This is a genomic window from Ktedonosporobacter rubrisoli (assembly GCF_004208415.1).
Taxonomy (GTDB): Bacteria; Chloroflexota; Ktedonobacteria; order Ktedonobacterales; family Ktedonobacteraceae; genus Ktedonosporobacter; species Ktedonosporobacter rubrisoli.
On the sequence record NZ_CP035758.1, the window covers coordinates 3,742,042 to 3,763,245 of the forward strand.

Below are 21,204 nucleotides of genomic sequence, written 5' to 3' on the forward strand. Positions count from 1 at the left end.
ACCTTCCTATAATTATCCGCCAGAGGTAAAGCCGCGCAATCGGGGACGCGAGCTCTACAGATTCGCTTGCGCTAAGTATTTTCTCTGTCAGATTATATCAGCTCTCTTGAAAGTCTCTTACCGTTTCTGCTCCCATCGCTTCGGACCTGCTCTCTATAGGATGTTTTTCCATACTAGGTAAGTTTAATTTGCGTACTTGTTTTCTTCTTCGCTATCCAGTACATTCATCATAACAGATACATAAATTTACTGAATTACTGTCGTCCTGTCTACCTATCAAACAGTTGAAGGTATAGAAAGAGAAGCTAATGACTAAGTTCGATCCAAAATCATACGATTTATCACAACAGCTCGCCGCCTTACAATCTCAAGCGGAAGTCCAACTTCCTGGCAAACTGCTACAACAGTCATCTCGTCCTATTGAGCAACTTATCGCTACGGGCGCGGTCAACAAGGTGCTTAAGGAAGACGAGCGCGCTCCCGATTTCACGCTGCCCGATGCCTTTGGCCATCCAGTCGCCCTTGCGCAGCTACTCAAGCACGGGCCTGTTGTAATAGCTTTTTATCTTGGTGTCTGGTGCCCATACTGCAATCTACAATTACACGCATATCAACAGGCGTTGCCACAACTACAGGCATTGGGAGCATCGCTGGTGGCAATCTCACCGCAAACACCTGATCACAGCCTTACCCTCGTGGAAAAGCAGGCCTTAACCTTTAGCGTCTTGAGCGATGCGGGTAATCAGGTCGCCCGCCAGTTTGGGCTCGTCTTTACGCTTGATGAAGCCACGCGGATAGCGCACAAGCAGCTAGGGACTGATCTGCCTGAATACAATGGTGATGAATCCTGGGAATTACCAATGCCAGGCACATTTCTTATCGATCAAACCGGTGTCATTCGCCTGGCATTTGTCGATCCCAACTTCACGCGGCGTCTCGATCCCTCAATTATCATCGCCCAACTCAACAAACTTATTGATAGGGCTGGTTCTGAGGCATAACCATTTGTTCAGAAAGAAAATACGTATCCCAATTAAAAAGGAGCAGAAGCTATGCATACATTTACCCATACTCCATCCAGTGAAGCGCAAGCCGGTAAGACCCAGGGGCATGTGATCAACTGGGGCTGGCGCTACGATTTGATGCTCTGGTGGCATAATCTTACTGTGCATGGTAAGTGGCAAGAACTTCAATATATGATAGCCGGGCTTGCCCAGTTTCAACCAGGAGAAAGCGTACTTGACGTAGGTTGTGGTACCGGGAAGTTAGCCCTGATAGCGCGCAGGCTCGTTGGCCCTACTGGTCGTGTGCACGGCATCGATCCAGGACCAAAGCAGATTGCGCGTGCGCGTTCTAAAGCCCGAAGAACGGGCCTCTCTATCAATTTCCAGATAGGGGTTATTGAGCGCATGGCCTTCCCAGATCAGTCGTTTGATATCGGCTTGAGCACCTTTATGATGCACGTCTTGCCTAATAATCTCAAGCATGAGGGGCTTGCCGAAATCGCTCGTGTGCTCAAGCCGGGAGGCCGTTTACTCATCGTCGACACGAAGCGACCCGTTGAAAGTGCTGAACGGTCAGATAGGCCTATCCACGTCGGCCCCTGGAACAGCGGTATTCAAGACCTGCCGCAATTGCTCAGGGAAGCAGGCTTTACTCAGATTGAAAGCGGCGACATAGAAATGGGGGAGAAGAAGTTTCCAGAGCTTGGTTTTGTCAAGGCCCATCTGGGTTAGTGCAACTTCCATCGACACATGCAATTTAAACGCAATATAAAACTCGCACCAGTGAACTCATGCGAGCAATAAACTTTTCAAAATCATGACAGAAGATGTCAGATGCCAGGCGGTACTGTTTGATACAAGGAACGCAATATGGATGTTTTCCTCTTCCTCATTGAGAGGACGACAAGAAAGGATAACTTATGCAACAGGACTTGTTCGAGCACTACCGCGCTTTCAGTCAATTTACCTATCCCGGCCTCTATCAGGAGAGATTGCAGCGCGATCTCCCTGTGGACATTGGACAAGCTGGCCGCCTTATCAAGCAGCAGGTCATCCATAGCCTTTCGTTGTCTGCAAGCAGAGAAGGAGGCCAGACCAATCCCGCCTATGGAAATATAGGCCAGGTGCCCTGGTATCGCCAGGGGGAAGATGACTACTTCCCAACCGCTACAGCGATGCTCGCCGAACTCTGCCGCCGCGATCCACGTGGCTTTGTCTCAGATCGAGCTGTAGAAAATAAGCTCATCATTACCTGCCGCTTTGTCGCCATTCTCATGGCCTCAATCTTGAAGGCCCGGGGAATACCAGATCGTGTCCGCACTGGCTATGCTCCCTACATCCGCTCTGACCGGATGGAGGTCCACTGGATCACCCAATACTGGTACACACCCGAGCAGCGCTGGATCACTATTGATGCTGATACCTCGCTCGAAAAGCGCCCTTTTGATCCTTTCGATATGCCGCCTGGTACCTTTAACTTTGCAGCGCATGCCTGGTTGGCCGTACGGAAGGGCCAGCAGGATGCAAGCGCCTACATTGTTGATAGCGTGGACGCGCTAGAAAATCTCGCGACTCAGGTCTTCTTTGATTTCCACTGTCTGATGAACAATGAGATTACTTATATGCAGGCTCCCATTTTCATCGCCATCGATTTCAAGACCGTGGGGGAAGAGAAATTGCAGGCAATTGACACTCTGGCAAACCTCATGCAGCATCCCGATGAAAACTTTGCTCAGCTCAAAACTATCTGGGAGACTAAGCATGAGTTTCGCCTCCTGCACGGCTCACTTGTTTAAAAAGCTTAATTATCTAAAAGGCTAAGATAATTTCACACAAGTTACTCTTGCTCTTCGCTCACGCTGGCGGCCTGAGGCTGCCAGCCCAACTGTTACTTCTTTTTGCGAATTGTCCCAGGCCAGCCATTAGCAGAAGAGTCATCAGTTTCAAATCAGGTATTTCCTGCATCCAATCCAGATGGACTGACGGCCCGGGAGGTAGAGGTAATCCGCGTCGTGGCAGAGGGCTTGGCCAATGAGCAAGTAGCCGAGCACCTGATCATCAATCCCCGCATGATCGATACCCGCCTGACTTTGATTACAGCATGATCGGGGTCTCATCGAGGGCCGCCGCCACGCGCTATGCCGTCGAACACCATCTCCTCTGATCACCTCTACGGAATTCTCCGTAGCATCGCTTCTCCTCTGGTGCGTTTCGCCTCCAGAGAAACGGCTTAGATTCACGGAATTCTCCCGATGCGTTTTGTCTCTCGACGGCTTACACTGTAAGCGGATCGTCCACCTCGCGTGAACACCCAACAGCTGGGCATCTCAGGCCTCGCGCGATCAGGAGATGGGGTTAACAACCACCTGTGAAAACCCGTATGATCTCAAACATGAAGGAGAGAAAAGATGGCAAAGAAGGGGCCAGTAGACGAGCAGAACATCGATGGCTATGGTGCGCTGGCCATTCCATGGGATCGGGTGCATGAGCGATCTGAGGAGGATGCGGGCATTTCGCCAACCCACTGGCCGGCAACTGTGTGCCTGATGACAGGCTGCATGCCATACCTGTCTTGACGATCTGGATGGATGGTGCATTGACTATCTACGCGAAGTCATCTAATGGTTTCTGAGGATAGGGCACCTGCTTAACCTGGGTTAACAGATACGTGATGTTGCTGATCACCTCAAGTGATCCTCGCACACACGCATGAGTAAATGATGAGTAAATGATTAGGAAGGGATACTTCTATGCGCTATGGACTCTTGCTCCCCAACTTTGGGAACTTTAGCGATGCACGCGAGTTGGCTGAACTTGCGCACCAGGCGGAGGAGGCGGGATGGCATGGCTGTTTCCTCTACGATACTCTCCACATGGGAAACCAGACGCTTCCCGCCTGTGATCCCTGGATTGCCCTCACCGCGGTTGCTATGCGCACGCAGCACATCCCCATAGGGCTGATGGTGGCGGCTCTCCCGCGACGTCGGCCCTGGAAAGTTGCGCGGGAAACGGTGACGTTGGATCATCTCTCGGGCGGGCGCCTGATCATGGGTGCCGGTGTTGGCGCGTCCTATGATCAAGGATTTACGGCGTTTGGCGAAGCAACTGATGTCAAGAAACGAGCCCAACTTCTCGATGAGAGCCTGGCCATTCTCCAGGGCCTATGGAGTGGGCAACCCTTTCACTACGACGGTTCCTGCTATCATGTCGAGGAGATTACGTTTCTTCCTCCTCCTGTACGGGCCCCTCACATTCCTCTTTGGATAGCAGGACTCTGGCCCAAAAAAGGGCCAATGGAAAGGAGTGTGCGCTTTGATGGAGTTTATCCGATAGTGCTCGATGCGGCCGGCGTCCCGGATAGCCGACTTGCGCCATCCACCATCAAAGATATCAAACGCTTTGTGCAGGATCGGCGCGCTCCTGGTTCGCCCTTTGACATCGTGACAGGAGGAGACGTCTTTGATGCCCTTACGCACCCACAAGCGCAAGCTACCCTCGCCGCTCAGGCTGAGGCGGGAGCGACCTGGTGTCTGGAAGTCGTTGAAGCAGGGCAGGAGGTGGAGAGCGTGCGTTCCTCAATCTTACGCGGTGTGTCCACGCTTCCATAGATGGCGAAAGGGATCAATACATAGACATGCAGAGCGCTTGATCAGACTTCTACTAGAGGGAGTTATGGAAAGCCGTAAGGTTTCTACTCTGCTTTCGCTGGCAGGAGGCGACCATAGCATGAAGCGAGAAAAAGAACAGGGGCAAGAGCGTGGCCAGCTCTCCCCCTGTGGTATCATCCACGCGGATCGCTTCCAACACTCATCTCTCCCTTCAATGCAAAAAGATGCTGCAGAGAAGGTTTGACCAGGTATCCCTGAGTGCTGGCTACTGTCAATACGCGGGCTACATGCAAGGCACCTTGAGCAAAATCCGCGTGTTGAGCGCGCTCAAGTACATTTACAATGTAGAGGAAATCCTGACGCGTTTTGACAAGATCTTTATGGTATACTAGGCACGTCGGAAACACGTTTCCCCAAAACACGCTATGGAGGAATTCCTTGCGAGCTGATCGACTTATTTCTCTTCTCTTGCTTCTGCAGACCAGAGGACGCATGACCGCTCAGGCTCTGGCAGAAAATCTGGAGGTTTCCGAGCGCACGATTTACCGCGATATCGAGGCCCTCAGTTTTGCCGGCATCCCGCTCTACACCGAGCGTGGGCCTGGCGGTGGCTGTGAACTACTCGACGGCTACCAAACCAGGTTGACCGGACTGACTGAACCAGAAGTACGCGCGCTCTTTCTGCTGGACATCTCTATATCCCTGGCTGATCTCGGGCTTGATCAGGCGCGTGAAGATGCTCTCCTCAAGATCTCTGCAGCTCTTCCAGCACCTTCACGCGAGCAGGCCACACAGATGCGTCAGCGCATCTACCTGGATACAAGGCAACCAACTCACCCCAGACTAGAAACTTCTCACCTGAAGCTTATTCAGGAGGCGATCTGGCACGATTATACCTTGCACCTGACCTATAGAGGGTCCCCCAGCCGCTTTATCGATCCATATGGCCTTGTAAGGCAGGGCGGAACCTGGTATCTGGTTGGGTCAAGCTCGGGAACGATGCAAGTAGTCTGTATAACCCATATTCAAGCCGCTGAGTTAACTGAACAACACTTCAGCCGTCCCACAGACTTTGACCTCGCTACTTATTGGGCCAACCAGAGCTCACTATCGAGCTATCAGGCCCCAATGCACAGCCGAAACAATCGGTCTCAAAAAAAATCAAAAATGAATTTTACTGTACCTGCACACAGGTCGCGGCAAAGTGGCTTCCATACAACTATCTCCTATAATAAAAAAAACCATTTACGTTTGCCTCGCTTTTTTCGAGACCTCGCGCTCTCTCAAGTAATAGTATCGGAACTCCGCACTCCTTCAGGGCGGCTTGATCCCAATTGTGCTTGAGAGAACGCTACCTGACGCATGAGGTGAAACTGCCGGACTTACAGACCCAGGTAGTGCGTTGAGCCTCGGCCCAACTCAAATAGATGTTTAACATCATCTACTTCAATGTAAGGCAAGTGACCAATGCGCCATACGAAATCAGGTGCAAGCAGATCACGTAGCCCGGTACTATTCCCCTGACAGTGAGCTTCGGCTACAAGGCGCGCAATTTCCTTGTTTTCCTCAAGCGACGGCATTATCCCTCCCGTCCTTTGCAACCAGAGATGTAGTCAGGTAGAATACCCATGGCATCTCCGGTGCTCATAATCTCAGCAATACAGTGCAGCAAAGACGGTATCAATGGCCTCAAGCATGGGTGCAATCAAGCTCCGACTGGTGCAGGATCTGCAAGAACAAGACCATTGCCATCAGGATCATGAAAGCTGGCCTGCTTTCCCCAGGGAGTGGTTTGGGGTCCTTCAACAATGACTCCTGCCTGACGCAGCCGCTCGCAATCCTCATCAATAGTAGTTGTCTCCAGCATAATGCCCTGTGCACTTCCTGGTGCCTGGGACAACCAGGTGACCAGAACCATGCTCGTCGCTGCCTCTTTGGGGGCTACTTCGAGCCAGCGTGCATTCTCTCCCATAGGGGTGGGTAGGTCTCGAACCAGTTCAAAGCCAAGCATGGTAAGGTAAAAGTGCTTTGCTCGCTCCTGATCGGCAACGGGCAGAGAGAGCCGTTGGATATGCGTAATGGACATACAGAGTGATCTCCTTCCTCTCTATAAGGTGAAGTTTGTAAGATGATAGGTAGGAAATTTCCTACCTATCATGATCAAGAGCATTATACGTAGGAAAATGCCTACTTGTCAAGAGGGAGAGTCCCTTTGTTCTCTTCTCGGCTTGTGTGAAGCTCGTTGCACATCCCAGAGGCAGAGAGCGCTCTTCTTGAGGTTCTGTTAATCTTAAGCGCTTTCCGGCAAAGTCAGTAGGAGCAAATCCAGGAGCTAGGAGATGGGGATAAGCTCTTGTACATACTCATCCCCAATGAATGGATAGGCAAAACCATCTACTATTTGTTGGTAAGTCAGGAGAAGAGGATTTCATACACCCACTTCTCCTGAGGAAATTTATTGTAATAATCCAGACAATACCTTTTCATCGCTGACAGCATTGACCTGACTTCCAGCTTTATTTCTTGCTGGAGATGCGGCAAGATTAGCCCATAAATAATGGGTTGCGTAAGCGCGCCAGGGCCGCCATGCCTCTGCATATGCCTCCAGATCGCGCACGCTCATATTCACACCCAAATGTTCAAGCGCACGACGCAAGGCAAGATCAGTAACCGGGAACGCATCAGGATCTCCCATCACTCGCATGACAATGTACGCTACTGTCCATGGTCCAATCCCAGGCAATTTCAAGAGCTGCTCTTTAGTAACCTCGTAGTCGGCACTCCGATCAAGTACCAGATCTCCAGCTGCCACGGCACTGGCAAGCGCTTTCAACGCAGTGATACGGCTATTTGTAAGCCCATATCCTTGTAAATCTGCATTAGCTATTACTTGCGCCGAAGGGAAGAAATGCGTCAACGAGCTCTGGGGTTGCTCCAGAGGTACTCCTAGACCGGCCACAAGGCGTCCGGCCAACGTACGTGCGCCGGCCACGGATATCTGCTGCCCTAGAATCGCGCGAACTGCAAGTTCAAAGCCATCAAGGGCTCCTGGAATACGCAATCCTGGTTTCTGGGCAACCAGAATGGTCAGCAAGCTATCCTTTGCCAGAATATTGCTAATCATTTCCGGGACCATATCCAGGTCGAAGAGCTGCCTGCAGCGCTGCACCAACATGCTCAAATCATTAAGGTTCGTGAGCTGCAAACGTAGCTGTACTGCATTTGCCTTCTTCATCGGCTCTAGCTCAATTACTCCCTGAGAGGCTGGTAATATCACTGTTCGCCGATAACAACCATCTTTGACTTCCTCAACTCCATTCACTGCACGCTGCCCCAGATAAGAGAGCAGCGTCCCTGCCTCAAATGGTGGACGATATTGTAAGCGCAGAGTGAGTTTCCCTTCTCCTCCTTTTTCAGGACGCGCACTCCGCCGAAAAGCCGATGGCGCACAGCCAAATGCAGTCTGCATCGTCTCGTTGAACTGCCGTATACTGGCAAAGCCAGCAGTGAAGGCAATAGTCGTGAGAGAAAGATTGGTTTGATCAATGAGCAAGCGCGCGGTCTGAGCCCTCCGGGTTCGCGCCAGGGCCAATGGGCCCACCCCAACCTCGGCCATTAGTTCTCGATGCAGGTGCCTCTCGCTCACGGCCAGGCGCTGCGCCAGCCCTGAAACTCCTTCAGTATCTACAACTCCATCAGCAATCAAGCGTAACGCTCGTGCAACCAGGTCCGCGCGCATATTCCACTCAGGAGAGCCCGGACTGGCTTCAGGATGGCAGCGTCGGCAGGCCCGAAACCCTGCCGCTTCTGCTGCCGCGGCACAAGTGAAGAAACGCACGTGCTTCGCATATGGGGTCGGAGCCGGGCAAATAGGCCGGCAATAGATCCCAGTTGTCGTAACTGCCGCAAAGAAGCGCCCATCAAAGCGCGAGTCACGACTACATAATGCTTTGTAGCAGAGATCAAAATCGGTGTAGGTTTGCATTGTTTCCATAGCTCTATAATCATACTTGCATGACTCTCCACATACTAGCAGTTTTCGGACATTATCGCCACATCGCGAACTGATATTCTATATTTCATGGCTATAAGAAATGCCTCTGCCTACTCTGTGCTTGCCGCTTTCCAGGAGACAGGTGGATCACCGCTGCTCGTCTTGATCAAACTCGCTACCGAGCGCTTTGTTGGGGAAGTCGCCAGGTAGCATTCCTGGCTCTTCCAATAGAGGCAAGAGGGAACGAAGTGATCAAAACAGTTTTAAGCTGACTTCCATTCATCGCTCTGCTTGAGCGGTTTGATGATTTCATCAAGCAGGCGTGGGATGATCACTTCATGCTGGTAAAATGCAGTGATCAGATCCATCGAATAGCATAGTACCCCATTAGAATCATGCGCGAATATTTTGCGATCTTTACCCGTCGAGTGGCATAAACATACATCTTTATCGCTTATCGTTTCGACTATACTGGAAAGAGAAGGGTGGAATACCGAAAAAGGGAATAGATGCAAAAAACACCCATTGGAAAATGGAAAGAAGGTGATGGATCGTGAAAATATGGCTCAAAATCGTCTGTGGGTTGGCCTTGAGTATCGGACTACTTAGTCTAGTTGGTGCTGGCGCTGCCAGAGCGCATACTTTTCAGCACTTTGCGCCTCTAGCAACATGTAAGCAGATGCACCAGGTTGCAGTTGTCGTAGCTACTGGCGATAAATTTCAGCGGATTTGTGTGCCAGAGGGACAAGAACGAAGCCTGAGTCAGGTACGAGCCATTTGCAATTACAGTGAAGTTGCCGTGTTCTTTGAGGATCAGACACTCCAAAAGCGCTTCGACATCGCGCCGGAGCAGTGTCAGCTCTTTGATCTAGATGATGGCAACCTCTTTACCTAAATTGACCTGGCAGAGCTCCTCACTCCACATTACCCGGCTTCCCCTCAGGGAGTCATGTGGAATCCTGGGCGCACAATAAGAGCGCCATAATACAGAGCCCAGGAGGGCACGAGATAATGTACAATTTCTCTTGGTAGTGCATGGATGAGCGATGCTGTGGAGAAATACAAACGTTGTGTAGCTGCACCTGCTGTGTGCGGAAGCTTACTCGCCCAACAGGTGCACATCCTGCCTACCAGGGCTTAACCCTACCAATCCAGCGTACTAGCTTCTCAGGTTAAGATCATCAGAACTTTTTTGCTCCGGTGTGCGCATTCAGGAACTAGTAGAAACGAAGTGAAACGTCAGTTTACTATTCTTCAGATGATTATGTCCGAAAATCGCCAGACATCAGCTACCCCATAAGATACTATAAAGCTACCTTCTTAAGTATTATATAAACGCAACAATATATCATAATCGCTATTTCTCTATTAGCGAAAGGAACTTTTCGGTGAAAGAGCTTTTTTACGATCGCATTGCTTCTCCCATCGGTGAAATCCTTGTCGTTGTTGATGGATCATATCTATGCTCGCTCGACTTCACTGATTGTGAGCAACGTATGATGGCACTCTTGCGTCGCCGCTATGCTTCACTGCAGCTTACACACATGGCAGATCCTTATGGCTACAGCAGTCGTATCCAGGCTTACTTCGCAGGCGACTACAGCAGTCTTGACGAAATTCCTGTCTCTACAGGAGGTACTACTTTTCAGCAGCAAGTCTGGCAGGCTTTACGTACGATACCTGTAGGCACAATTACAACATATGGTACCATTGCTGCTCAGATAGGCAAGCCCATAGCTTATCGAGCAGTTGGCGCCACAAACGCCCTCAATCCTGTTGGAATTGTTGTTCCCTGTCACCGCGTCATTGGAGCCAACGCATCTTTAACTGGCTATGCTGGTGGCCTTGAACGCAAGCGCTGGTTGCTTCAGCATGAAGGGGTCCTTTTACAGAATAAGCTCATGGTACAGTAGCCACAAACAGGAAATTCCGTTCTATCTTGTGCGAGCAATATCCCACCTCACTGGTCGCTACGGTCCTCTTCGTTCGCTCCTGTTACTGTCAAATCCCAACTTTGCAATGAAGGCTTATTCGGCAGCATTAGGAGCGATCGTTCCCATGAGCGAACTAGTTTTAGGACTATTTCGCCCCCTCTCAAGAGGAGCGAAACGCTGAATCAGGTCCAGCTTATGCCATCTACGTAAATGGTAGAAGGAGATGCTTGTTTGAAGAAGCGAATGCCGAGTGTACGGACTTTTCCAGACGTAACAGGCATAAATGGAAACCCAAATCTCAGCAAATTCCAGGTCTCGGCCTTGAGTACGATTGGCTGGCCAAAGCACAAGGAACCGGTTGCTTCATCTTCCACAAAGAGCTGAGCAATCATAAGAGAACTCCCAGCTGGCGCATAGACATGGGCTAGCACATTAGAGCGACCATTCAAAGTAGCAATGGCCGAACCACTGACTTCGATAGAAGATTGAACATCTTGATCCGCTAGTGTCACCTGGAGCGCATGAATGCCATCCCAGGCTACCGCTGTGCTAACTTGCAGCGTAGTCTTATCGCTATCACTCTTCCAACCAGCCGTCTGGCCATCCTCAAAGGAGAAGCCTCCTCCTTCTTGCAACAATTCTTCGTATTTGGATTTCAGTACTGTGGCCTGAATCGTTAACTGTCCATTGTTGATCAGGGGAGTCAGAGACATGACTGAATGCTGAACGGCAGCAAAGATGTTGTTTTTTGCCAGCGTCTCAATTGCCTTACTGGTCCAGTCAATGATAAACTGAGCATCCTCGTTAAATGCAGGTATATGGGGATCATAGTTATATTCACTGATGATAATGGGAACCTCCTCTCCCTCTCCCAAAATATCGTGCATGGCAATACGGGCATCATTAAAATGGATATTCCAACGATCAAGCTTTTCCAGGCAGGTGCTGGGCGGATCAGGTGGTTTGGTGTAGATACCGCTGGTATCGCAGGTGTACTCATGCCAGCTCACGGCATCAGGCAGAGGATTGGCATGCTGCAAAAAGTAGCGCAGGTAATCGTCGTTGTATTGAAAGTTGACAGGACCAATGAACTTGCCGTTGAGGGCCTGCGCCCTCAGTTGCACAATGACTTCATTCCACTTGTTGGTGTAGGCGATCTTATCAAAGCCACCCAGGTCTGATTCGTTCCCTAGCTCGTAGTAAACTGGTGATTCTCCGAAGATCTGATTGAGTCCCTTGATCATGAGAAGATCATCCTTGAGCACATCGGGATCGGCAGGACCTCGCAGATTCACCAGGGGAATAGCGCTCATAGAGCGAATCTGGCGAGCTGCTTCCATTTCAGTCTCAATGGGAATTTGAGGCTCTGTATTGGTACCAATACGAGTAGGCATGCGGACTAGTCTCATGTGCATCTGGTTTATAAGATAGCTGATGTTGGGATCTTTCAGAAAAGGATCAGTAGCGCTGGTGAGTTCGAGGTCGGTGCCGAAGATCAAAGGAGAAATCTGTGAAGGCATGCTGAGAGGGGGTGGAATGCTGTTAGTCTTCCTATGCTCCCCTTCCTCTGTACTCACCTGACTCACTGGATGGTCAGAGTGGGGATCATCCGCAGCTTTCACCTCCCAAACACCCCAGGACATAACAGTCAGTAGCAGGACGATAAGATACGTCCCCGTTTTAAGGGACCAGCGAGGGAAACGAGACCTGATCCGTGGTTGTTGCCAGGACTCTTTGTCCATATCTACACTCCATAATCATAGTTTGTTGACTATCTCTGCGAATATTCTGTCGCAGAATAAATCCCAAGAGTTCTGACGCCAGCTGACAGTTGGAAAGACGCCATAGCAACAGAGCAATATCCTTCATTGAAGAACGGCAGACATCTGAAGCTACTATTGATACTCGTTCATCAGCTTTCATATCTTGATATGCAGATAGTCCCCAATGTGGTCTATAGATCAAGCTCTATGCATTCTGCCAAAGGGATGGCATAACCAGTTCTCCTTTTGGGCGGCGCGCAAGCTCGCCTACAGTGCGCTTGCCTCCTTGCAGGAGCAAAACTATAGCGGTCAAACGATCAATACGGTTCACCCCGCTGGCTTCCTCTCTTTTCTTCCCGAAGCAAAAAGCATTTAGCATCACTAACAATGCTAGTACAAATCAAGGAGGAGACGAAAAGCGCTACTTGCAGAGAAAATCATCAAAAAATTAACTTCAGTTATATATCAGTAAAGTGATTATTCATTACCTGTCCAAAAGTACATGGAAGCTTAGAACTAATGTCCAGTATATTGTACAATAACTATGCTATACGGCGCTCAAATACTCAAATGTTCCATGCTTTTTAGGCCATTTACGCATACATTACTTTTATCACGCCGTATATCACCAGAACCTGGCATCAACATCTCTTGAAGGAGTTATTTGTGTTCAAAGCCATCAAAGCTTCAGTTGAAACAAGCCCACTCCGCCATCCGGCCTTCTTACGTCTCTGGTTAGGACTCACTATCTCATATCTGGGAGACCAGTTTACTACTATTGCCCTGCTCTGGTTCGTCCTACAACTCACAGGTTCGGGTACAGCAATAGGTCTTGTTATCCTCTGCTTCCAACTTCCCGGCATTGTCACAGGTCCTCTACTAGGAACATTACTTGATCGTCTCCAGCCACGCTTTGTCATGGGGATAGACAATATTGCCCGTGCATTACTTATCGGCACTATTCCTACTCTTTACTTGTTACATCATCTGCAGCTATGGCATATCTATGTCCTGGCGCTGCTCGCCGGATCACTCTCTCCGGCTACAGGAGCCGGGGCGCGTGTTATCTTACCTCAGTTCGTTAGAGAGCAAGAACTTGAACGCGCAAATGCGCTTTCATCGAGCAGCATTCAGTTCTCTACGCTGATCGGCCCTATGCTCGCAGGCATTATGGTCGCTAATACGGGTGGTCCCTGGGCTCTATTTGTTGATGCTGTAAGCTTTTTACTTATGGGCTTGCTCGTCCTTTCACTGCCATCAGTTCCTCGTCTATCCCCAACAGTGCCAGAAATTGCTACAAAGAACTGGCTTGGCTTTGGCGTGCTCTTCCAAACTAAAGAGGTGCTCATTCTCACGCTTTTATCGCTTGTCTTTTTCTTCTCCTATGGACCTTTGGAAGCTGCTTTACCTATCTACAGTGATAAAATTCTGCATGCCGGAGCTAGCGGTTATGGCTTGCTCTGGTCAGGCTTTGGTGTTGGTGCCCTGCTCGGAATATTGCCCACCAGCTTTATCGCCGCCCGCTTCCGTCCTGGCCTTACGCAACCGTTCATCGCCATACTCTGGGGCCTTTTTCTCTGCCCACTGCTCATCACGCAGAATCTACCTGCGGCCTGCCTATTTCTCGCTCTAGGTGCCTTTGCCTGGGCCCCTTATACTCCCATCGAAACGTCTATCCTACAACGCCTCATTCCGGCTCATCTGCGTGGCCAGGTTTTTGGCGCTCGTCTCGCAATCATCACTGCATCCGCTCCTCTTGGTTCGGTTGTCGGCGGTTTTCTTCTAGGATACTTTCCCTCCCCCATCATCATAGGTATTTCCGGACTTGCATGCATTCTTGCCGGTATAGCCGGTCTGCTCTCACCAACCTTACGCAATTTGCGGCGAAACGGGGCAACTGATATGAAGGAAACTGCCACTTCTACATCTTTTACAATTTCTGATACCTGAGCCGCTATGGTGCCAGAACAGTATTAGTTGTAATACATGACGACCTTGTGTCATACTTTTATCAAAGGAGGTTCTTAGATGCGGTTACTCTTCTGTAGCAAAAGCTTTTCTGCAGATCTATCCTGGGATCATCTGGCCAGGATCTTGCCAGGGCATGAAATCATCACCTGCACGCGAGATGCTGTCGCCGAGCATCTGCGTGGCGTTGATATTATTATCCCCTTTGCAGCCCCAATCACACGTGCCCTTATCGAACGCGGCTCCTTTGGCTTGATTCATGAGTTCGCAGCGGGACTGGACAGCGTTGACGTGGAAGCAGCAACCGAGGCAGGCATCTGGGTTGCCCGCTTACCGGCCGCCACCACAGGCAACGCCGATTCAGTAGCTGAGATGGCTCTTCTGCATATGCTCCTGCTCACACGGCGTTGGAAGGAAACCCAAATTGCGCTGGCCGAGCGTCGCCTCTACGAGCCTGCAGGAAGTACCTTGATGGGTAAGACCGCTTGTCTGATTGGTATGGGAGGCCTGGGCACTGCGATCGCCCGCCGCCTGGCTGCTCTTGATATGCACTTGCTGGGCTTACGCAAACGACCCGAGCAAGGTGGACCCAAAAATATTCCTTTCCAACGGGTTGTTGGGATGGATGCCCTTCATAGCGTGCTTCCCGAAGCTGATTATGTTGTCCTTAGCCTTCCTGCTACCAGCGAGACACATCATATCATCAATAAGGAGGCTCTGGCGTCAATGAAGCCGGGAGCTTTCCTGATCAATGTTGGCCGGGGCACGCTTGTCGATCCTCAAGCTCTACAGGAGGCGCTCAGCAGCGGTCATCTGGCCGGCGCCGGTCTGGATGTCTTCTGGGAGGAGCCAGTCGACCCCAGGCACCCAATTTTTCAGGAGAATGTGACGGCTACACCGCATATCGGGGGTATCACAGATACTTCATTCTGGATGCGTGCGCGGACCTTCGCCGCTAATGTGGAACGCTATGTGCAAGGGCAAACTCCTTTATATGCAGTCAATCAACCAATTCATCCACGTGGACCCATCGCATAGCAGCCCTGAATTGGTCTATTGCCCGGGGTCGGATGCATCGCCCATTGAGAAACTTCTGGCCCCCACAATCCACCTTCTTCGGCCATTGAGGATATACAAAAACAACAACTTACATTACTCGCTATACTTTTATAGCTCTTCTTTTCCGCAGTAGAGCTTACTTCAAATGTGAGCCTATTTAATGCTAAAATAAAGAAAAAGCAAAGTATTTATCGTTTCTAACTTAGAGTATGAAAGGGAAAAGCTTAATGTCTTTTGAAGTTGAAAAGCTTTTGGATGAGACGGGATGGCGGTTACTATTTGAGCTACAGGAGAACGCACGCCTCTCTTACCATGAATTGGGTCAGCGGGTTGGGCTCTCTTCCCCAGCGGTGGCAGATCGCATACGCCGTATGGAGGAAGCTGGCATCATTTCTGGGTATCATGCTGAGGTGAATCTCGCCAGGGTTGGCTTGCCAATTATGGCTCTTATCCGCCTGAAAGGCATGACGGGACAGAGCTGCCAGCGCGTGGCTGCTATGGCAAGTGAAATTCCTGAAGTCATTGAATGCTATCGTGTGACAGGCAGTGATATGGTGGTCATTAAGGCTGTTGCTAGTTCAGTAGATCATCTGGAGAGCATTGTAAATCAGCTCAATCTCTACGGCCTGCCTTCCACTTCTATCGTTTTCTCCAATCCTTTACAACGACGCACAATTACGCAAGAGATGGTACAGCGCACTGGAAAGGAGAATTTGCTTTCCCGAACTGAACTCCCGCATATGTGAGACTCAAGACTATCTATATATTGCAGCGCCCAGCCACGCTGATCCAGCACTTCTGAGGCCAGCCATTTCACAGTCTGTCTCCTTGACATTACAAAAAAAGTTGTTTTATAATTATTTCAATACAATAAAATTTGTAATGACTTCACAAAACACTACTGTCGAGCCATAGAAAAGTGCTTGGCTCGCCGGCCAGAGTTTAGAGGATGTAATGTCAGACAACCGGCACCGTTAACATGCTGATGTCCTTGCTTATCTGATTGGTATTCTTGCTTGCTGGACATGCCTTCTCTAAGATCTTGAGACAGGCAAAGAAAGGGGATCTACATTATGGGAATTGCAGAGAACAAAGAGGCAATCCTGCGCTACTTTTATGAGATCGTCAATAAGCGGGATCAAACGGCTGCCAGGCAGCTTTTTTCTCCACAGTTTATTGATTACCGTTCTCGCGCTGGGCTACCTGCTGATCCATTAGAGTTGCACCATCATATTCCCGCTACTGGAACCATATTCCCTGACGTGCATGATGATATTGAAGCCATAGCAGTCACAGACGACAAGGTGGCAATCAGAGTTCTTGGAACGGGAACTCACTCTCAAGAGCTCTTCGGCGTACCTGCAACCGGCAAATTTCTGACCTGGACGGCAACCATGGTATGGCAGTTCAGCGCCAACTACATTACTGCTCGCTGGTTAGCCTTCGACTACTTATCCCAGATGATCCAACTTGGCGTAATTCCTCCCCTCAAGCATGTGGTTATCCCTCAGGCCTCTACGGGCACCCTACCCTTATTGAATGGGCAAGGTCAGCCGCTCGCCTCTTCCTCCGAGCCTGAACAGCTTCAGCCTCTTCTGCAATATATTGCAGCGCTAAAAACGGGGAAACTCACTCCTCTCAACGAGGTTATTGCCTCCGATTATACCGACCATGGTGGTTGGATAGACGGTCTCCCAACCGGCCCTGATGCCCTCAAGCAAGAGGTGAGTATACTTCGCGAAGCTTTTCCAGATCTTGAGATCACCCCTCAGCATATGTTTGCCGCCGGCGAATATGCAGTCCTTCATATGCTTGGCACGGGAACACATCAAGGCGAATTCTTCGGCCTGCCCGCCACACACAAACGAGCTACGTGGATGACAGTTGGCATCTATAGATTAGAAAACGGTAAACTTAAAGAACGCTGGATCGATGCCTCTCGATTGCCTCTTTTGCGCCAACTTGAAGTAATCCCGCCTCTTCCCTTTGAGCCGCTGGCTCCGCTGCGCTTCCTGCCAGAGTAGAGCATGCCCGGCTCACCTATACAGGTAACAGCCGGGCTTCTTGCCAAGTTTCTCATTTATATAATTGAGTACTCGATTAAAAGTCCCTCGTTGGGGCGTAGGCGTAACGCGGACAGATCGATAGCGCCATCGCGATCCATAGAGGTTGAGAGCGCTACGTGTCCTCGCCCCCGTATGGCTAAATGAATCTCCTGTTCCTGTGCCGAAAAATTTAAGGCTACCAGATATCGCTGCTCGTCATGCTGGCGCAGATAGACAAAACAGCTTTCATTCTCTTCGTCTATGGCTTGATATGCCCCAAGCGTCAGGGCAGGCGATGAACGTCGCAACATTAATAGCTCACGTGTAAGCGAGAGGAAGGAAAGCGCATCATCACGCTCAACGGCTACATTCCAGCTCTGGTAATCATTGGCCACGGGCAACCAGGTAGTTACACCAGGAGCGCTAAAACCGGCATTTGGGCCGCTATCCCACTGCATAGGCGTACGTTCGTAGTCGCGGCTGAGTTCAGGATGCCCCTTTCCGCGCGGATCATGTATCATTTCTGGAGGCACCGAACCGTTTTCCATGCCTATTTCATCGCCATAATAGCACGTTGGCGTTCCACGCAAAGTCAGGAGAAGCATCTGCGCTACCCGCGCCTGCTCGCGTCCGGCACGAGTAGCAATTCGTGGCCGATCATGATTACCTAGCACCCAGTTGGGCCAGGCTCCTTCCGGCAGTATCGCTTCATACTTATCGACAATCTGACGAATAACGCGCGCCTCCCAGGTTGGCATTGTCACAAATTGAAAATTGAAAGGCAGATGTGCCTCATCGAGCATCTCACCATAATAATGCATGAGCCGCTCCGGCGGGAGATAGATCTCACCAATCAAAACCCGCTCACCGTAAGTATCTAAGGTGCGTCGCATCTCTCGTACAATTTCATGAATTCCTGGCTGATCTTCAGTATAGAGCCCTAGTTGTCGATATTCGTGCGCTTCTCCTGGCTTCCAATTGGGATTGGGCGGATTATCACGCAGCTGCTCATCTTTCAGCAACATCCAGAGCACATCTACACGAAAGCCATCTACACCGCGCTCAAGCCAGAAGCGCAAGACATCATACATAGCCTGGCACACTTCAGGATTGCGCCAGTTCAAATCTGGCTGCTTCACATCGAACATATGCAGGTAGTATTGTTCGGTTTTTTCGTCAAATTGCCAGGCTGAACCCCCAAAGAAAGAAGTCCAGTTATTGGGAGGACCTCCGTCAGGAGCCGGGTCATGCCAGATATACCAGCTGCGCTTCTCATTTGTCCGACTGGCACGCGACTGTTGAAACCAGGGATGTTCATCAGATGTATGATTTGGCACAAAATCCAAAATAAGCTTTAGCCCACGCGCATGCGCCTGCTGCAACAATCGCTCTAGATCCTCAAGCTTGCCAAAGACTTGATCGATATCTGTATAGTTAGCAATATCATAGCCAAAATCCGCCATCGGAGATGGATAGATGGGAGAAAGCCAGATAGCATCCACACCTAGCCACTGCAAATAATCCAGCTTGCTAGTAATACCAGGAATATCTCCTATACCATCGTTATTACTATCCATAAAACTACGCGGATATACCTGATAAATTACACCTTTCTGCCACCACGGTGGTTGCATCTATTAATTCCTCCACTTGAATGCTTTACTCTTGTAACGGTTTTTCCTCTTGGTTATTACGCTCCTGCTTGCCACAGGTTCGCTAATTGGGCAGTCTCGCCCAGTGTGCCGCATGGGGTCAGGGTCAGCATGTTGCCATAAGCATAACATATCTTTCAGGCAAAACAGCTCCTTTACAGAGAGCAAATACTTGCCATTTGACAATATCGAAGCTTTCATTCCATAAACAACACCTTAGCCTTACCATAGCACAGAAGTCAGAAAAGGCAATTTCCCACTTGCACTTTTTCCCCTTTTTCTGCTAATCTTTGATCAGCATATCAAATCAAATTGATAGAAGCAATCCTTATTAACGTGACGTCTCACTTCGTCTCTGCTGATCTCTTGAAGCACACATCCAGGGCGAAGCTGGTTCTTGCCATCTCCTGAGAGCTCAGGTGATCTCTGGTGGTCGCTGTCAGCGTTGCTGTCAGCTCCAGCGTGCACTTCGAGCAGGGATGGCGCTTGACTCCACCCTCGCTGGCGCGTTCCCGAGCCTCCCAAAAGGCCGCAACACGAGGTGCATTGTGGCATGACCTCTTGCACGCAGAGGCTCTTCCTCCCACTGGTGCAGACCTCGTGGGCTACCACTTCAGCTTGCCAGAGCCTCTTCTTCCTCCAAGAGCAGCAGTCTCGGGAAGCGAGCCTGGTGCTTCCATTCGACGAAACGGGGCTTCGCTTCTGCCTGCCTGTTCAGGACGATCGGCTCTTTCACGTGAGAGCAGGAACAACGCCTCCATTGAAGATGGCGGGCGTGTGCCCAGAAGCCAGCGTTGCCGCAAGCAGCGCTGGGTCCTTGAGAGCGCTCGTCTGCACTGTGCTCTTCCTCCTGTTTCAAACAAGACCACACGATTGCTTTGCCCATGATCCACCATCTCCTCTCCTGCGCCACCTCCCCAGAGCCAGCGTGGACAGAGGCCAAGCGGCCTGGCTCACCAGGAGTCCATGAGCCTGCTCCCTGCTCTGTTTTGATCTTCACCCAGTTTCGTAGACGGAGGCTCGTCACTGGGGCATAACCTGATCCGCCCCTTGCTCACAGAGATGTCAGATGGTCATTGCATCCAGGTCTGGTACGGATGATCGACCGAGGTGTGGCATCGGTAGATCTGCATGTTGTAGCCGCGACCGATGTAGACCCCTGGGAGACTACTGCGACCCAGCCGGAGATCATCGAAAATGGCCTGATCTTCGAGAGGAATCCAGCTATCGCTCCCTTCGCCGCTACTGATGGTCAGGAGAGGCTCCATATCGGCACCACAGGTGGTGCAGATCACCGGCCAGACATCACGGAAGGAGAGTGGCGCCAAGCCACCGACCTTCCATCCAGGGGCCACAGACAGCTCGTACTGGTAGTAGGCCCCTCCCCGGTTGGGGTCATCCATCTCGACCCATGCCTGTCCGTCCCACGTCTTTCTGACCCATATCTTTGCGTGCTTCCCCCTTCGATGAGCCGTTTGCTCAGATCCTCATCAAACAGATGTAACCCCTGGGGATACTCGACGACTTGTTCTGGATGCAGGATGCAAGGTTGCGGGATGTAGTCCTGGAACTCCACAGCAATGGGTTGCGGGGAGTCAGTGAGCAGATCAGTGATCGTGGGGGAGGAACGCCACACCAGTTTCGTGCAGGGCAGGTATTCGTCACCGTGGGCAAACAGGCACCAGAGAACCTGGAGCAGGTCGCAGCCCTCAGGCGGTTGCAGGTCGGGGATATCGCGTGCGTAGAGTTGCGCTACGGGCAACATCGCGATTTGCTCATAGGTCCAGTCTTGCCGCACTCGTTAAAAGTCTTCGAGGAGAACCTCCTCCTCTGCTGTGAGGAAGGCACCGGTCGGGTCGGAGCGATTCCCGTGGACTAACAGGTCTCGTTGCAGTCGTACCTCAGCGAGGGTAGTACACGATGCATACTCTAGATCGTGTAGTTCCTCACAGTAGGGCCACGGGTCATTCATCGGCCACAGCAACGGACCGCCGACTGAGCTATCATAGGGCGTTGGTGTGCCTGAGCATGGGTGTAACCGCGTCGTGGTGCGTGCCAGCGGTGCCAATTCCGGGAATAGGGCTGCAATATCGACTGGTCGTGGTGGGGTGGTTCTGCGATGCAAAAAAACATCAGAATTCCTCCGAGGAGTGATGAGTGTCATGACTTTCGAGATC

At 50.7% G+C, this 21,204-nt stretch carries 24 protein-coding genes; 14 read left to right on the forward strand and 10 right to left on the reverse strand.

What is annotated here, in order from left to right; genetic code table 11:
• Positions 1 to 308: 308 nt before the first annotated feature.
• The 8 genes from EPA93_RS16615 (at position 309) to EPA93_RS16640 (ending at position 5,956) form a co-directional block, all read left to right on the forward strand.
• A complete protein-coding gene (locus tag EPA93_RS16615; RefSeq protein ID WP_129888581.1) occupies positions 309 to 1,001 on the forward strand; it encodes a peroxiredoxin-like family protein in 693 nt (230 codons plus the stop codon).
• A 51-nt stretch (positions 1,002 to 1,052) separates the two neighbouring features.
• Positions 1,053 to 1,736, forward strand: coding sequence for a class I SAM-dependent methyltransferase (locus EPA93_RS16620; protein ID WP_129888582.1), 684 nt, complete (start codon positions 1,053 to 1,055; stop codon positions 1,734 to 1,736).
• A gap of 188 nt (positions 1,737 to 1,924) precedes the next feature.
• The gene (locus tag EPA93_RS16625) at positions 1,925 to 2,800 is read left to right on the forward strand and encodes a transglutaminase domain-containing protein (protein ID WP_129888583.1); all 876 of its coding nucleotides are present in this window, start codon (positions 1,925 to 1,927) and stop codon (positions 2,798 to 2,800) included.
• Positions 2,801 to 2,902: 102 nt separating this feature from the next.
• On the forward strand, positions 2,903 to 3,109 hold the full coding sequence (locus EPA93_RS16630) for a LuxR C-terminal-related transcriptional regulator (protein ID WP_129888584.1): 207 nt from the start codon (positions 2,903 to 2,905) through the stop codon (positions 3,107 to 3,109).
• Positions 3,110 to 3,412: 303 nt separating this feature from the next.
• On the forward strand, positions 3,413 to 3,580 hold the full coding sequence (locus EPA93_RS48450; protein ID WP_165423185.1) for a hypothetical protein: 168 nt from the start codon (positions 3,413 to 3,415) through the stop codon (positions 3,578 to 3,580).
• A 174-nt stretch (positions 3,581 to 3,754) separates the two neighbouring features.
• Positions 3,755 to 4,612, forward strand: coding sequence for an LLM class flavin-dependent oxidoreductase (locus EPA93_RS16635; RefSeq protein ID WP_129888585.1), 858 nt, complete (start codon positions 3,755 to 3,757; stop codon positions 4,610 to 4,612).
• Positions 4,613 to 4,730: 118 nt separating this feature from the next.
• Positions 4,731 to 4,856, forward strand: a complete 126-nt coding sequence (locus tag EPA93_RS50405; protein ID WP_277988905.1) for a hypothetical protein — start codon at positions 4,731 to 4,733, stop codon at positions 4,854 to 4,856.
• Positions 4,857 to 5,050: 194 nt separating this feature from the next.
• Positions 5,051 to 5,956 carry a helix-turn-helix transcriptional regulator gene (locus EPA93_RS16640; RefSeq protein ID WP_129888586.1) on the forward strand — a complete coding sequence of 302 codons (906 nt, stop codon included), beginning with the start codon at positions 5,051 to 5,053 and terminating at the stop codon, positions 5,954 to 5,956.
• Positions 5,957 to 5,994: 38 nt separating this feature from the next.
• Here EPA93_RS16640 and EPA93_RS16645 read toward each other — a convergent pair whose 3' ends face one another.
• The 3 genes from EPA93_RS16645 to EPA93_RS16655 form a co-directional block, all read right to left on the reverse strand.
• Positions 5,995 to 6,192, reverse strand: coding sequence for a hypothetical protein (locus tag EPA93_RS16645; RefSeq protein WP_129888587.1), 198 nt, complete (start codon positions 6,190 to 6,192; stop codon positions 5,995 to 5,997).
• A gap of 125 nt (positions 6,193 to 6,317) precedes the next feature.
• A complete protein-coding gene (locus EPA93_RS16650; RefSeq protein WP_129888588.1) occupies positions 6,318 to 6,698 on the reverse strand; it encodes a VOC family protein in 381 nt (126 codons plus the stop codon).
• Between the two features lie 369 nt (positions 6,699 to 7,067).
• Positions 7,068 to 8,606 (reverse strand): DNA-3-methyladenine glycosylase 2, encoded by a 1,539-nt coding sequence (locus EPA93_RS16655; protein ID WP_242527427.1) that lies wholly within the window; start codon positions 8,604 to 8,606, stop codon positions 7,068 to 7,070.
• Between the two features lie 553 nt (positions 8,607 to 9,159).
• Here EPA93_RS16655 and EPA93_RS16660 point away from each other — a divergent pair.
• Together EPA93_RS16660 and EPA93_RS16665 are read left to right on the forward strand one after the other, a co-directional pair.
• A complete protein-coding gene (locus EPA93_RS16660; protein WP_129888589.1) occupies positions 9,160 to 9,501 on the forward strand; it encodes a hypothetical protein in 342 nt (113 codons plus the stop codon).
• 493 nt (positions 9,502 to 9,994) lie between these two features.
• On the forward strand, positions 9,995 to 10,519 hold the full coding sequence (locus EPA93_RS16665) for a methylated-DNA--[protein]-cysteine S-methyltransferase (protein WP_129888590.1): 525 nt from the start codon (positions 9,995 to 9,997) through the stop codon (positions 10,517 to 10,519).
• Between the two features lie 203 nt (positions 10,520 to 10,722).
• Here EPA93_RS16665 and EPA93_RS16670 read toward each other — a convergent pair whose 3' ends face one another.
• Both EPA93_RS16670 and EPA93_RS50410 read right to left on the reverse strand, forming a co-directional pair.
• Positions 10,723 to 12,282 carry a hypothetical protein gene (locus tag EPA93_RS16670; protein WP_129888591.1) on the reverse strand — a complete coding sequence of 520 codons (1,560 nt, stop codon included), beginning with the start codon at positions 12,280 to 12,282 and terminating at the stop codon, positions 10,723 to 10,725.
• 226 nt (positions 12,283 to 12,508) lie between these two features.
• Positions 12,509 to 12,634, reverse strand: coding sequence for a hypothetical protein (locus EPA93_RS50410; protein ID WP_277988906.1), 126 nt, complete (start codon positions 12,632 to 12,634; stop codon positions 12,509 to 12,511).
• Between the two features lie 335 nt (positions 12,635 to 12,969).
• Here EPA93_RS50410 and EPA93_RS16675 point away from each other — a divergent pair, with 335 nt between their 5' ends.
• The 4 genes from EPA93_RS16675 to EPA93_RS16690 all read left to right on the forward strand — a co-directional run bounded on the left by EPA93_RS16675 (position 12,970) and on the right by EPA93_RS16690 (position 17,354).
• The gene (locus EPA93_RS16675) at positions 12,970 to 14,253 is read left to right on the forward strand and encodes an MFS transporter (protein ID WP_165423186.1); all 1,284 of its coding nucleotides are present in this window, start codon (positions 12,970 to 12,972) and stop codon (positions 14,251 to 14,253) included.
• 78 nt (positions 14,254 to 14,331) lie between these two features.
• Positions 14,332 to 15,309, forward strand: a complete 978-nt coding sequence (locus EPA93_RS16680) for a 2-hydroxyacid dehydrogenase (RefSeq protein ID WP_129888593.1) — start codon at positions 14,332 to 14,334, stop codon at positions 15,307 to 15,309.
• A 248-nt stretch (positions 15,310 to 15,557) separates the two neighbouring features.
• A complete protein-coding gene (locus EPA93_RS16685) occupies positions 15,558 to 16,076 on the forward strand; it encodes an Lrp/AsnC family transcriptional regulator (protein ID WP_129888594.1) in 519 nt (172 codons plus the stop codon).
• A 327-nt stretch (positions 16,077 to 16,403) separates the two neighbouring features.
• A complete protein-coding gene (locus EPA93_RS16690) occupies positions 16,404 to 17,354 on the forward strand; it encodes an ester cyclase (RefSeq protein ID WP_129888595.1) in 951 nt (316 codons plus the stop codon).
• Positions 17,355 to 17,410: 56 nt separating this feature from the next.
• Here EPA93_RS16690 and EPA93_RS16695 read toward each other — a convergent pair whose 3' ends face one another.
• The 5 genes from EPA93_RS16695 to EPA93_RS49120 form a co-directional block, all read right to left on the reverse strand.
• Positions 17,411 to 19,009 (reverse strand): alpha-amylase family glycosyl hydrolase, encoded by a 1,599-nt coding sequence (locus EPA93_RS16695; RefSeq protein WP_129888596.1) that lies wholly within the window; start codon positions 19,007 to 19,009, stop codon positions 17,411 to 17,413.
• Between the two features lie 631 nt (positions 19,010 to 19,640).
• Positions 19,641 to 19,913 carry a hypothetical protein gene (locus tag EPA93_RS16700; protein ID WP_129888597.1) on the reverse strand — a complete coding sequence of 91 codons (273 nt, stop codon included), beginning with the start codon at positions 19,911 to 19,913 and terminating at the stop codon, positions 19,641 to 19,643.
• A gap of 187 nt (positions 19,914 to 20,100) precedes the next feature.
• A complete protein-coding gene (locus EPA93_RS16705) occupies positions 20,101 to 20,355 on the reverse strand; it encodes a hypothetical protein (protein WP_129888598.1) in 255 nt (84 codons plus the stop codon).
• A complete protein-coding gene (locus EPA93_RS16710) occupies positions 20,319 to 20,825 on the reverse strand; it encodes a hypothetical protein (RefSeq protein ID WP_129888599.1) in 507 nt (168 codons plus the stop codon). The genes EPA93_RS16705 and EPA93_RS16710 overlap by 37 nt, the downstream gene beginning before the upstream one ends.
• A gap of 3 nt (positions 20,826 to 20,828) precedes the next feature.
• Positions 20,829 to 21,152 carry a hypothetical protein gene (locus tag EPA93_RS49120; RefSeq protein ID WP_207229573.1) on the reverse strand — a complete coding sequence of 108 codons (324 nt, stop codon included), beginning with the start codon at positions 21,150 to 21,152 and terminating at the stop codon, positions 20,829 to 20,831.
• Positions 21,153 to 21,204: the final 52 nt, after the last annotated feature.

What these genes read in the sequence shown, in the direction of transcription:
- EPA93_RS16645 (WP_129888587.1), bottom strand. Translation starts at nt 6,192, where the DNA reads ATGCCGTCGCTTGAGGAAAACAAGGAAATTGCGCGCCTTGTAGCCGAA.
- EPA93_RS16625 (WP_129888583.1), top strand. Translation starts at nt 1,925, where the DNA reads ATGCAACAGGACTTGTTCGAGCACTACCGCGCTTTCAGTCAATTTACC.
- EPA93_RS16615 (WP_129888581.1), top strand. Translation starts at nt 309, where the DNA reads ATGACTAAGTTCGATCCAAAATCATACGATTTATCACAACAGCTCGCC.
- EPA93_RS16695 (WP_129888596.1), bottom strand. Translation starts at nt 19,009, where the DNA reads ATGCAACCACCGTGGTGGCAGAAAGGTGTAATTTATCAGGTATATCCG.
- EPA93_RS16670 (WP_129888591.1), bottom strand. Translation starts at nt 12,282, where the DNA reads ATGGACAAAGAGTCCTGGCAACAACCACGGATCAGGTCTCGTTTCCCT.
- EPA93_RS16655 (WP_242527427.1), bottom strand. Translation starts at nt 8,606, where the DNA reads ATGGAAACAATGCAAACCTACACCGATTTTGATCTCTGCTACAAAGCA.
- EPA93_RS16700 (WP_129888597.1), bottom strand. Translation starts at nt 19,913, where the DNA reads ATGGGCAAAGCAATCGTGTGGTCTTGTTTGAAACAGGAGGAAGAGCAC.
- EPA93_RS16685 (WP_129888594.1), top strand. Translation starts at nt 15,558, where the DNA reads ATGTCTTTTGAAGTTGAAAAGCTTTTGGATGAGACGGGATGGCGGTTA.
- EPA93_RS16635 (WP_129888585.1), top strand. Translation starts at nt 3,755, where the DNA reads ATGCGCTATGGACTCTTGCTCCCCAACTTTGGGAACTTTAGCGATGCA.
- EPA93_RS16690 (WP_129888595.1), top strand. Translation starts at nt 16,404, where the DNA reads ATGGGAATTGCAGAGAACAAAGAGGCAATCCTGCGCTACTTTTATGAG.
- EPA93_RS48450 (WP_165423185.1), top strand. Translation starts at nt 3,413, where the DNA reads ATGGCAAAGAAGGGGCCAGTAGACGAGCAGAACATCGATGGCTATGGT.
- EPA93_RS16620 (WP_129888582.1), top strand. Translation starts at nt 1,053, where the DNA reads ATGCATACATTTACCCATACTCCATCCAGTGAAGCGCAAGCCGGTAAG.
- EPA93_RS16680 (WP_129888593.1), top strand. Translation starts at nt 14,332, where the DNA reads ATGCGGTTACTCTTCTGTAGCAAAAGCTTTTCTGCAGATCTATCCTGG.
- EPA93_RS16650 (WP_129888588.1), bottom strand. Translation starts at nt 6,698, where the DNA reads ATGTCCATTACGCATATCCAACGGCTCTCTCTGCCCGTTGCCGATCAG.
- EPA93_RS50405 (WP_277988905.1), top strand. Translation starts at nt 4,731, where the DNA reads ATGAAGCGAGAAAAAGAACAGGGGCAAGAGCGTGGCCAGCTCTCCCCC.